Annotated in this window: 11 protein-coding genes; 6 read left to right on the top strand and 5 right to left on the bottom strand. The window is 69.9% G+C overall.

Annotated features, from left to right (window positions below; genetic code table 11):
• The 3 genes from Aco03nite_RS54435 to Aco03nite_RS45325 all read left to right on the top strand — a co-directional run.
• Positions 1-1,041, top strand: a 1,041-nt coding sequence (locus Aco03nite_RS54435) for an MOSC domain-containing protein (RefSeq protein WP_203808020.1), incomplete at its 5' end; no start/stop codon positions are given.
• A gap of 494 nt (positions 1,042-1,535) precedes the next feature.
• On the top strand, positions 1,536-3,416 hold the full coding sequence (lepA, locus tag Aco03nite_RS45330) for a translation elongation factor 4 (RefSeq protein WP_203808018.1): 1,881 nt from the start codon (positions 1,536-1,538) through the stop codon (positions 3,414-3,416).
• An 82-nt stretch (positions 3,417-3,498) separates the two neighbouring features.
• Complete coding sequence (locus Aco03nite_RS45325) at positions 3,499-3,780, top strand: GlsB/YeaQ/YmgE family stress response membrane protein (RefSeq protein WP_203808016.1); 282 nt, start codon at positions 3,499-3,501, stop codon at positions 3,778-3,780.
• Between the two features lie 112 nt (positions 3,781-3,892).
• On the opposite strand, the gene Aco03nite_RS45320 is transcribed toward Aco03nite_RS45325, so the two are convergent.
• The 3 genes from Aco03nite_RS45320 to Aco03nite_RS45310 all read right to left on the bottom strand — a co-directional run bounded on the left by Aco03nite_RS45320 (position 3,893) and on the right by Aco03nite_RS45310 (position 7,313).
• Positions 3,893-5,500 (bottom strand): PAS domain-containing protein, encoded by a 1,608-nt coding sequence (locus Aco03nite_RS45320; protein WP_203808014.1) that lies wholly within the window; start codon positions 5,498-5,500, stop codon positions 3,893-3,895.
• 63 nt (positions 5,501-5,563) lie between these two features.
• Entirely contained in the window at positions 5,564-6,430 is an 867-nt protein-coding gene (locus Aco03nite_RS45315; RefSeq protein ID WP_203808012.1) for a hypothetical protein, read from the bottom strand.
• A gap of 118 nt (positions 6,431-6,548) precedes the next feature.
• The gene (locus tag Aco03nite_RS45310) at positions 6,549-7,313 is read right to left on the bottom strand and encodes an enoyl-CoA hydratase-related protein (protein ID WP_203808010.1); all 765 of its coding nucleotides are present in this window, start codon (positions 7,311-7,313) and stop codon (positions 6,549-6,551) included.
• 92 nt (positions 7,314-7,405) lie between these two features.
• Here Aco03nite_RS45310 and hemW point away from each other — a divergent pair, with 92 nt between their 5' ends.
• Positions 7,406-8,611, top strand: a complete 1,206-nt coding sequence (gene hemW, locus Aco03nite_RS45305; protein WP_203808008.1) for a radical SAM family heme chaperone HemW — start codon at positions 7,406-7,408, stop codon at positions 8,609-8,611.
• Here the strand turns inward: hemW and Aco03nite_RS45300 are convergent, their stop codons facing one another.
• Positions 8,612-9,103 (bottom strand): DUF4870 domain-containing protein, encoded by a 492-nt coding sequence (locus tag Aco03nite_RS45300; RefSeq protein ID WP_203808006.1) that lies wholly within the window; start codon positions 9,101-9,103, stop codon positions 8,612-8,614.
• A gap of 131 nt (positions 9,104-9,234) precedes the next feature.
• Between Aco03nite_RS45300 and hrcA the strand changes: the two genes are divergently transcribed.
• Positions 9,235-10,257: a heat-inducible transcriptional repressor HrcA gene (hrcA, locus tag Aco03nite_RS45295; protein WP_203808004.1), complete on the top strand. Its 1,023-nt coding sequence runs from the start codon at positions 9,235-9,237 to the stop codon at positions 10,255-10,257.
• 34 nt (positions 10,258-10,291) lie between these two features.
• Positions 10,292-11,428, top strand: coding sequence for a molecular chaperone DnaJ (gene dnaJ / locus Aco03nite_RS45290; protein WP_203808002.1), 1,137 nt, complete (start codon positions 10,292-10,294; stop codon positions 11,426-11,428).
• 61 nt (positions 11,429-11,489) lie between these two features.
• Here the strand turns inward: dnaJ and Aco03nite_RS45285 are convergent.
• A partial coding sequence (locus Aco03nite_RS45285; protein WP_203808000.1) for a hypothetical protein occupies positions 11,490-11,714 on the bottom strand: 225 nt, incomplete at its 5' end.

Below are 11,714 nucleotides of genomic sequence, written 5' to 3'. Positions count from 1 at the left end.
ATGAGTGATGTCACGGGTGCGGTCGTCGCGGTCAGCCGGAACGATGCCTACACGTTCACAAAACCCAATCGGGACGCGATCGTCCTGGTGGCGGGGCTCGGTGTGGAGGGGGACATCCATGCCGGGGTGACCGTGCGACATCGGAGCCGGGTCGCGGCGGATCCGAGCCAGCCGAACCTGCGGCAGGTGCACCTGATCCAGGCCGAACTGTTCGACGAGGTCGCCGGCAAGGGTTACGAGGTCCCGGCGGGCGGCCTCGGTGAGAACGTAACGACCCGCGGCATCGACCTGCTGTCCCTGCCCCGCGGCACGATCCTCCGCTTCGGCACACCGACCGAGAGCACACCGACCGAGAGCGCATCGGGCGACAGCGCATCGGGCGACAGCGCATCGGGCGACAGCGTGCGGGGCGAAGCCGCGCTGGTGGTGGGTGCGCGGGGCGAGGTGGGGCTGGGAGCGAGGGCGGAGGGCGAGGCCGCGCAGAACACGACCAGGCCAGGTACCGGTGGGCGGGGCGAGGCTCGGCAGGGTGTGGATGCGCCGGGCGAGGCCACGCGGGCGGGGTGTGCGCCGGGTGAGGCTGGGGCTGGGGCTGGGGCTGGGGCGGCTGCGGTGAGTGGGCGGGGTGAGACCGCGCGGACGGTGAGTGCGCCAGCCGAGGCCGTGGATGCGCCGGGTGCGCTGGATGCGGTGGGTGTGGGGGTGGCTCTGGCGGGGGTGCTGGAGGCGGCTACGGGGGCTGTGCTGGATGCGGCTACCGGGCGGGCCGCGGCTGCTGTTGTGGGGGCCGTGGGGCGGGAGACCGGTAGCGGGGACGGGCGGGCCGCTGTGGTCGTTGCCGGGCTTCGTAATCCCTGTGCTCAGATCAACGGGTTCCGGCCGGGGCTTCTGAAGGAAGTGCTGGGGCGGGATCGGGGCGGGGAGACCGTACGCAAAGCCGGTGTGATGGGTGTGGTGTTGCGGGGTGGGGTGGTTCGGCCTGGGGATCCGGTTGCCGTCGAGCTGCCGCCGGGGGTTCGGGAGCCGCTCGAACGGGTGTGATCGGAGCTACGCTCGCGGACGTGGGACGATAGGGGACGCCGGCCCGGTGCCGGCGTAACCCAGCAGCGAACCGGGGCGGTCCTTCCAGGGCCGATCGCGGACGGCCGGTCCGGCCGGACGCCGGTCCCCGTGGACAGGTCGCCGAAGGTCGGTCAGCACAGACCGGCCCCGGACGGCCCGGATCACGGCCGGCGGCCAGCCGAATGATCGACCAGCCGGACGGTCCGACAACCCGGATCAGCCGGACGGTCCGACAACCGGTCGGCCCGAGGGCCGAACGACCGGATGGTCAGACGGCCGGTTGCCCGGATCCCGGACGGCCGGATGATCAAACATCCGGACGACCGGAAGGACGACCGGAAGGACGACGGAAGGACGGCCAGCCGGACGGACGGTCAGATGACCGGATGTCAGGTGGCCGGACAGCCGGACCGGCGGAGTGTTGCTGGGGGAACGAGACCGCGTACCGACCAGCCCGAGAAGAACGGAAAACCGTGCCTGGACCGCTCGACCCCGGCGTGAACGTGATCGGATCGACCGATCCCGGCCGCATCCGCAACTTCTGCATCATCGCGCACATCGACCACGGCAAGTCGACGCTGGCCGACCGGATGTTGCAGATCACCGGGGTGGTCGACCCGCGCCAGATGCGCGCGCAGTACCTCGACCGGATGGACATCGAACGCGAGCGCGGCATCACGATCAAGTCGCAGGCCGTGCGCATGCCCTGGACCGTCCGGGAGGGCGGCCAGCAGGGTGAGACCGCCGTCCTCAACATGATCGACACCCCGGGGCACGTCGACTTCACCTACGAGGTGTCCCGCAGCCTGGCCGCCTGTGAGGGCGCCGTGCTGCTGGTCGACGCCGCGCAGGGCATCGAGGCGCAGACGCTCGCGAACCTGTACCTGGCGATGGAGAACGACCTCCACATCATCCCGGTGCTCAACAAGATCGACCTGCCGGCGGCGCAGCCGGAGAAGTACGCCGAGGAGCTGGCGAAGCTGATCGGCTGCGAGCCGTCGGACGTGCTCCGGGTGTCCGGCAAGACCGGTGTCGGCGTGGATCACCTGCTGGACGAGATCGTCCGGCAGTTCAAGGCCCCGGTCGGCGACCCGACCGGCCCGGCCCGCGCGATGATCTTCGACTCGGTGTACGACGTCTACCGCGGCGTGGTCACCTACGTCCGGGTGATCGACGGTCGGATCGAGGCCCGCGACAAGATCAAGATGATGTCCACCGGCGCGGTGCACGAGCTGCTCGAGATCGGTGTCGTCTCGCCCGAGATGGAGAAGGCCGGCGCGCTCGGTGTGGGCGAGGTCGGCTACCTGATCACCGGCGTGAAGGACGTCCGCCAGTCGAAGGTCGGTGACACCATCACCGGGCACCTCCGGCCGGCCAGCGACGCGCTCGGCGGCTACAAGGAGCCGCAGCCGATGGTCTACTCGGGTCTCTACCCGATCGACGGCTCGGACTACCCGGCGCTGCGTGACGCCCTGGACAAGCTGAAGCTGAACGACGCCGCGCTCACCTACGAGCCGGAGACGTCGGCGGCGCTCGGTTTCGGGTTCCGGGTCGGTTACCTCGGCCTGCTCCACCTGGAGATCATCGGCGAGCGTCTGGAGCGCGAGTTCAACCTCGACCTGATCTCCACCGCGCCGAACGTGGTCTACCAGGTGGTCACCGAGGACGCGAAGGTGTCGATCGTCACCAACCCGAGCGAGTTCCCGGAGGGGAAGATCGCCGAGATCCACGAGCCGGTGGTACGGGCGACGGTCCTCGTCCCGAACGAGTACGTCGGCGCCGTCATGGAGCTGTGCCAGAGCCGCCGCGGCAGCCTGCTCGGCATGGAGTACCTGTCCTCCGAACGGGTGGAGCTGCGCTACACGCTTCCCCTCGCGGAGATCATCTTCGACTTCTTCGACCAGTTGAAGAGCAAGACCAAGGGCTATGCGTCGCTCGACTACGAGCCCTCCGGCGAGCAGGTGGCCGATCTGGTCAAGGTGGACATCCTGCTGCACGGCGAGCCGGTCGACGCGTTCAGTGCCATCGTGCACAAGGACAAGGCCTACTCGTACGGCACGACGATCGCCGCCAAGCTGCAGAAACTGATCCCGCGGCAGCAGTTCGAGGTGCCGATCCAGGCGGCCATCGGCTCCCGGATCATCGCCCGCGAGACGATCCGCGCGATCCGCAAGGACGTGCTGGCGAAGTGCTACGGCGGTGACATCAGCCGCAAGCGCAAGCTGCTGGAGAAGCAGAAGGAAGGCAAGAAGCGGATGAAGATGGTCGGCCGGGTGGAGGTGCCGCAGGAGGCCTTCATCGCCGCACTCTCCACATCCGACGCCGGTGACACCAAGGGGACAACCAAAAAATAGGGTTGTTTGATTCTTCGGGGGGTCGGGAAATCAGGGGCTCGACGGACGCAACCGAAAAGCTTCACCCCCCGAGGAGGACCCCATGGAGTTCACGCTCACCGGAATCATCGTCGCCCTGATCGTCGGTCTGATCATCGGCGCTCTCGGTCGCCTGGTCGTGCCCGGCAAGCAGAACATGCCGATCTGGCTGACGATGGTCGTGGGTGTGGTCGCCGCCCTGCTGGGCACCGTGATCGCCCGGGCCGCCGGTGTCGCCGACACCGCTGGTTTCGACTGGATCGAGTTCGCCTTCCAGGTCGTTCTGGCCGCTATCGGTGTCGCCCTGGTCGCCGGTGTCGGCAGCCGTCGCCGCCTGCACCGCTGAGCCACGGCACCATCACGGCTCCACAACTGAAAAACGCGAAATGCCGGCCCGACGAGGTGCCGGCATTTCGCGTTTCCGGGTTCTTAAGCCGATCTTTATATAATGCCGGAGATCAATAGCGGAATTTGTGCTGGGCACTGCGGCGATTGACCCAGGACGGCAGCTCGCCCTGATGCTCGTGATGCGGCGCCGGTTCGCTCACGTCGCTGCGGGAGCCGACCAGGCGCAGGGTCACCACCAGGCCCTGGACCAGGCGGTCGGCCCGCAGATCCCGATACCGCACCTCGGCCAGCACCTGGGTGCCGTCCGGCCGGGGCAGCGCACAGAACACCTTGCCGTCGCCCTCGGAGCGCAGCGCGGCACGTACCGCGGCCTGGTCGTCGGGGTGGATCAGCTCGTCGAAGGCGGTGAGCGGGGGCAGCTCCCCGGCGCCGGTCAGACGGCGCAGCCCGGGACTGGCGTACCGGATCCGGTGGTCCGAGTCGACCACCGCCATGATCTCCGCGGTGTTGCCGGTGACCGCCCGCAGGTAGAGATCGCTGTCCCGGCGGCCGATCGCCTCGACCAGGGTGATCCGGTCCAGGGCCAGCGCGGTCTCCCCGGCCAGCACCTCCAGCGCGTCCCGCCCGGCGACCAGCGCCTCCCGGGGGCCGGTGATGATCAGGGCGCCACCGCTGGGGCGGGCCACCGCGAGCGGTTCCAGCCGGAGCGGGCAGATCAGGGTGCGCTCGCCGGTCCACCAGCTGCGGGCGCCGGCCCCGGCGGGCGCGGCCGGTAGCTCGGCCCCGTCCAGGACGACCCGCCCGGCACTGCCGGACGGCAGCAGATGGGTGACCGCGGCCTGCACCGCCGCCTCGACGGCCGGTGCGTCGACGGCCGCGACCAGGGCGGTGTTCGCGGTGCGCAGCGCCCGCTCCCGGGCCAGGGCCTGACTGTTCTGCTGGACCGCGTCGGCGAGCCGGGTGATGGTGAGCAGCAGGGTGACCGCGCCGGTGACGGCGATCACGAAACCGTCGTCGACCGTCCCGGAGATCGCCTCGATGACCAGCACCAGCGGCGGGGTGGCGGCGGACGCCGCGAGCAGCACGGTGTCCCGGAACCGCCACGGCGACAGCCGCACCGGGCGCGGCTCGGTGAGCCGGGCCATCGACGGGTGCAGGGCGGACGCGCCCCACGCCAGGTAGAGCAGCACGAACGCCCACTCGGTGGCCGGGGCCTCGCCGCTGAGGGGGAAGAAGACGTCCCCGGCGAGCATCGACACACCGCCGGTGACCAGCAGGATCGCCGAGACGTTGCGCCGGTCCTCGGTGACCAGGCGGCCAGCCACCACGATCAGCAGCAGATCGCCGATCACGTCGGCGGGCGAGACGTTGCGGAACCGGCTGCCCGAGCCGATCACGTACACCCAGACGACGAGCATCGTGGAGCAGGCGAAGGCGATCAGGTCGATCAGGCGGGCCCGGTCGACGAGCAGCGAGCCGCCCCGGGTGAACTGGACCAGGCTCATCGCGACCAGCCCGAACATCACCAGATAGATGGTGTCGGCGAGCACGGGGAGGGTGTCGTACTCGTACAGCACGTCGCCCGCGGAGATCGCGGCCAGGGAACCGGCCAGCAGCAGCCAGGGGGCACGCCGGGCCGGGCGGTGCCGGCGCACACCATAGAGGATGGCGCCGACGCTCACCGCCCCGAGCAGGGCCCACATCATCGCCGTCAGCACGACCTACTTAGTACCAGGAGGGATTGCGGACTGTCCACGTCGGTGTATACGGAGTGCAACCCCTCAGCGGAACACCTCGGCGACGACCTGAGCCTGGTTGCCCCCGCTGCCGTCGGTGACCGGCAGCCACTTCCCCTGGGGCGCGTGCCACTCGAGGTCACCGAAACGTACCCGTTCGAGACCGGTGGCGGAAGCGTGCGAGACCAGCCAGTGCGCGAAGCGCCAACCGGTGTTCGGATTGGCCACCTCGACGGTCAGCCCGGCGGCCTCGGCGCTGCGGGCCTGCCCGCCCATCTTCTTGCCCCAGTCCAGTTTCAGACTGGTCAGCAGGGCGGTGGCCGCCTCGGCGCCACGGATCGCCGGGTCGTCCGGGACGGTGCACTCGACCGCGCCGGTGGCCCGCCCGGTCAGGGCGGCGGCCAGCACCCGGGACTCGTCGGCCCACTTCTCGTAGGCGTTCGGGTACGCCGACCGCTGCACCTCCTGCGCGGCGTCGGTGACCCGCATCTCCTCCCAGCCCTTGACCTTCCTGAGTGCGGAGTAGAACCGGCCGGCCGAATATCTCGGGTCCTTGATCTGCTCGACGGTGCCCCAGCCCTGGCTGGGCCGCTGCTGGAAGAGGCCGACCGAGTCGCGGTCGCCGTCGTCCAGGTTCTCCAGCTTGGACTCCTGGAACGCGGTGGCCAGCGCGACCACGATCGCCTGCTCGGGCAGGCCGCGCCGGACCCCGACCGCGGCGATGGTCGCGGCGTTGGCCATCTGGGCGGTGTCGAGTGTCACTCTGCCGTCGGCGACGACGACACACTCCGGGATGAGCCGGGGGAGTTTGATGTTGTCGGCCAGGTTGTCGATCAGCACGACCACGCCGGCCACGGCGGCCAGGGAGAGCAGGGCGACCACACCCACGATCGTCCGCTTCCGCACGCTCACCTCCCCTTTCCGCCTCCTCCCGCCGGGAGAGCGGACGCCAAGCCTAGACAACGAGCGCTCACCGCCCGGCGTGACTGCGCCGGCGGCACCGAGTCGAGACGATCATCATGCCTCAAGATCATCGAACCCAGCCGGGATCACGTTTCTCCCGCCTGGCGGCGACACCCTCACGCCCTTCGGGGGAGGTGAAATGGCGTGCCGAGCGGTCCGCGAGTTCCACCAGGTCGGCGCGGATCGATTCATCGGGCGTACGGCGGAGGAGCTCTTTGGTCCCGGAGAGCGCGAGCGGGCCGCCGCGCAGGAGCGAGGCGCAGTAGCCGGCCACCGCGGCGTCCAGCCCGTCCTCGTCGACGGCCGCCGTGACCAGGCCGATCTCCACGGCCCGGGTTCCGTCGAAGACGTCGCCGGTGAGGAAGAGATCGGCGGCCGCCCGCGGGGTCAGGCGCGGCAGCACGGTGGCGCTGATCACCGCCGGGATGACGCCCAGCCGCACCTCGGTGAAGGCGAACGTGGCCGACCGCACACAGACCGCGATGTCGGCCGCCCCGATCAGGCCCAGGCCACCGGCGCGGGCCGGGCCGCCGATCCGGGCCACCACCGGTTTCGGGAAGTCCCAGAGCCCGGCGAGCACGTCGGCGAGCATCTCGGCGGGCAGCCGGTCGCCGGGGCCGGCCGCGGCGGTCTCCTTCAGGTCGACGCCGGAGCAGAAGACCGGGCCGGTGTGCGAGAGGACCACCACCCGGCACTCCGGATCGGCGGCGGCCGCGGCCAGCGACTCCAGCATCTGCCCGAGCAGGGCGGTGGAGAGCGCGTTGCGGTTCGCCGGGTTGTCGAGTGTCATCGTGGTCACGCCGGCGGCGGTGACGGTTCGGACCAGATCCATTCGCAAACCCTAGTGGTCGCGGCACGTGAAACGGCCGGGAGCCGCGGCCCCCGCCCGGTTCACGTGCCGTGACCGGCGTGCACACTTGACCCATGGCCGGCGCTCTTCCCGATGGTGAACCCGTACCCGACGACGGGTCACTCCCCGACGAGGCCACCCGTGAGGTGGGCAAGAACGGGTTCGCGGTCTACGTGCACGTCCCGTTCTGCGCCAGCCGCTGCGGGTACTGCGACTTCAACACGTACACGGCCAGTGAGCTGGGCGGCGGCGCGAGCCGCGAGGAGTACGCGGACACCGTCCTGGCCGAGCTGGCCCTGGCCGCCCGGGTGATCGAACCCGGGACGGTCGACACCGTCTTCGTCGGCGGCGGCACCCCCACCCTGCTCAGCACCGACGACCTCGGGCGGATCCTGGAGGGCATCGACCGCACCTGGGGGCTGGCCCCCGGCGCCGAGGTGACCACCGAGGCCAACCCGGAGTCGGTCGACCCCGGCTACCTGCGGCGGCTGCGGCGGGCCGGCTTCAACCGGATCTCACTCGGCATGCAGTCGACCGCACCGAACGTGCTGCGCATCCTGGACCGCAAACACACCGCCGGGCGCGCCCCGCAGGCCGCCGCCGAGGCCCGGGAGGCCGGGTTCGAGCACGTCAACCTGGACCTGATCTACGGCACCCCGGGCGAGTCGGCGGACGACTTCGCCGGATCGCTGCGTGCCGTGATCGACGCCGGGGTGGACCACGTGAGCGCCTACGCGCTGATCGTCGAGGACGGCACCCGGATGGCGGCCCGGATGCGGCGGGGCGAGCTGCCCTACCCCGAGGACGACGTGGCCGCCGACCGCTATCTGGCCGCCGAGGCGGCGCTCACCGAGGCCGGCTTCGAGTGGTACGAGGTGTCCAACTGGTCCCGTGGCGGCGACGCCGGGCGGTGCCGGCACAACATGCTCTACTGGACCGGCGCCGACTGGTGGGGGCTCGGGCCGGGCGCGCACAGCCACGTCGGCGGGGTGCGCTGGTGGAACGTCAAGCATCCGTCGGCGTACGCGAAGAAATTGTCCTCGGGTCTCTCCCCGGGTCACGCACGGGAGCTGTTGTCCGGAGACGACCGGCACATGGAGGACGTGATGCTCCGGGTGCGCCTGCGGGAGGGCATCCCGCTGAACCGGGTCGACGCCACGGGTGCCGCGCGGGCGCTGGCGGACGGGCTGCTGGAACCCGGGGCGTACGACGACGGGCGTCTGGTTCTCACCCTGCGCGGCCGCCTGCTCGCCGACGCGGTCATCCGTGACGTTCTGTGACTATTTCACGAACGGGTAGGTCAGCGGGTAGTGGTAGGGCTCGTTGTTGAGCGCCTTGATCCCCGCGATCACCCCGAAGATCGTCGCGATCAGGACGGCCAGGCCGACGATGATGAAGCCCAGCCCGGCGCAGATCAGCGCGTAACCGATCACGCCCACGATCGTCCAGAGGAGCTGGAAATTCAGCGCCTTGAGTGATTCGGCGCGCACGAACGGGGACTGCTGGCCGCGGCTCAGGTAGGCGACCAGCGGCGGGATCCAGCCCAGCCACACGGCGCCGAAGAACGCTGCCGCGGCCCCGCCGAAGTGGGCGACCATGACCCACATCCGGTCCTCGGAGCTGCCGTACTGCTGGGGTGGCGGTCCGTAACCAGGCGGCGGCCCGTAAGGCGGTGGCGGCGGATAACCCCCGGGCGGCGGTGACTGATAGCCGCCGGGAGTGTTGTACGGGGTGGTCGGATCGTCGTCCGGAGGGCGGGGCGGGGTGGTCATGAATACACGTTAGGGGACTGTGCCACCACCAAGATCCGATCCCGCTGGGTACTTTCGATCATCGCTTTGCCGCCGCCGGGGACGTAGACTGGCACTCTATTAGCGGGAGTGCCAGCAGAGGGAGGGGTCATATGAGTCTGGATGACCGCAAGCTCGAGGTGCTCCGGGCGATCGTCGAGGACTACGTCGAGACCCAGGAGCCGGTCGGCAGCAAGGCCCTGGTGGACCGGCACAAGCTCGGCGTCTCCCCGGCCACCGTCCGCAACGACATGGCCGTGCTGGAGGAGGAGGGTTACATCCGGCAGCCGCACACCAGTGCCGGCCGGGTGCCCACCGACGCCGGTTACCGGCTCTTCGTCGACCGCCTGACCAGGATAAAGCCACTCAGCCCGGCCGAGCGCCGGGCGATCGAGCGGTTCATGATCGGCGCCGTCGATCTGGACGACGTGGTGCATCGCACGGTCCGCCTGCTGGCGCAGCTGACCCGTCAGGTCGCCGTGGTGCAATACCCATCGTTGTCCCGCTCCGCCGTGCGCCATCTGGAACTCGTGCCGGTCTCCACCACCCGCCTGATGCTCGTGATGATCACCGACACCGGCCGGGTGGAGCAGCGCCTGGTCGAGATGCCCGGCCCGGTGCAGGACGGTGACGTCTGGGAGCTGCGCCGCCGGGTGAACGAGAAGTTGGCAGGTCAGCGCCTGGCCGACACCCCACCACTGGTGCAGAAACTGGTGGAGGACTGTGACTTCGAGCGCCGGGCCGCGATGACCTGCCTGGCCTCGGTGCTCCTGGAGACTTTGGTCGACCGGAGTGAGGAGCGCCTCGCCCTCGCGGGGACGGCAAACTTGACACGAGGCGGTGTGCTGGACTTCCAGGGCACACTGCGGCCCGTCCTCGAAGCCCTCGAGGAGGAGGTCATCCTGCTCAAACTCATCGGCGATCTGGAGCCCCGCACCACGCGGGTCCTGATCGGCGACGAGAATCAGATCGACAACCTGCGGTCGGCGTCCGTGGTGAGCAGTGGCTACGGCCCGGGTACGACTATCGTCGGGGGGCTCGGCGTGCTGGGCCCCACCCGGATGGACTATCCCGGCACCATTGCCACCGTTCGTGCGGTCGCACGCTACGTTGGCGACCTGTTGGCACAGAATTGACGGATTCGCGCAGACATTGAGGACTCCAAACCCCGTGGCCAAGGACTATTACGGAATTCTCGGTGTGAGCCGGGAGGCAACCGACGACGAGATCAAGCGCGCCTACCGCAAACTGGCTCGGCAGTATCACCCGGACGTGAACCCGGACCCCGAGGCGCACGACAAGTTCAAAGAGATCAACGCGGCGTACGAGGTGCTGTCCGACGAGCAGAAGCGTCAGATGGTGGACCTCGGCGGCGACCCGCTCGCACCCGGTGGCGGCATGCCCGGTGGTGCCGGCGGAGCCGGTCCGTTCGTCGGTTTCCAGGACATCATGGACGCGTTCTTCGGCACGGCGGCCGGCGGTGGCTCCCGTGGCCCGCGCCCGCGCACGCGTCCCGGCGCCGACGCGATCCTGCGTCTCGAGCTGGACCTGGTGGAGACCGCTTTCGGGGTCGAGGCGCCGATCACCGTCGACACCGCGGTGCTCTGCACCCAGTGCTCCGGCGCCGGCACCGCGCCCGGCACCCACCTGGCCACCTGTGAGGTCTGCTCCGGCCGTGGTGAGGTCCAGTCGGTGCAGCGCACCTTCCTCGGTCAGGTCGTCTCGTCCCGCCCCTGCCAGAACTGCCAGGGTCACGGCACGACGATCCCCAACCCGTGCCCGACCTGTGCCGGCGACGGCCGGATCCGGACCCGCCGCTCACTGACCGTCAAGATCCCGGCGGGCGTCGAGGACGGCATGCGGATCCGCCTGGCCCAGCAGGGCGAGGTCGGCCCCGGCGGCGGCACGGCCGGCGACCTCTACGTGGAGATCCACGAGCGCCCGCACGACGTCTACTCCCGCAAGGGCGACGACCTGCACTGCCGGGTGACGCTGCCGATGACCGCGGCCGCCCTCGGCACCCGGATGACCATCAAGACCCTCGACGGCGAAGAGAACATCGAGGTCAAACCGGGCACCCAGCCGGCCAGCACGCTCCGCATCCGCGGCAAGGGCGTCCCGCACCTGCGCGGCCAGGGCCGCGGCGACCTCTTCGTCCACCTGGACGTGAAGACGCCGACCAAACTGACCGCCGACCAGGAACGGATGCTCCGCGACTTCGCCAAGACCCGCGGCGAGGACGTCGCCGAGCTGAGCAAACAGGGCGGCTTCTTCAGCCGGATGCGCGACGCCTTCAACGGCCACTAAGGGGCGGTCCGAGTCCAGATCAAGGCTTGGATCCCGGTCAAGATCAAGAACCAGATCCAGGTCAAGATCTTTTTGTCGTGCGTCGGCGGGGGTACGGATCGTCGCTCCCGCCGGGACCACGGCGGGTTCCGCTGGCCGCTGACGCGCCCAGAACGCGGAACCCACCGTGGCGACGTCCGTTGTGGGTGACGGTCAGACCGAACCCGAACCCGAACCGGAACCGGAACCGGAACCGGAACCGGAACCGGAACCGGAACCGGAACCGGAACCGGAACCGGAACCGGAA

This window comes from Actinoplanes couchii, assembly GCF_016862075.1.
Classification (GTDB): Bacteria; Actinomycetota; Actinomycetes; order Mycobacteriales; family Micromonosporaceae; genus Actinoplanes; species Actinoplanes couchii.
This window is presented reverse-complemented; position numbering and strand designations above follow the sequence as displayed.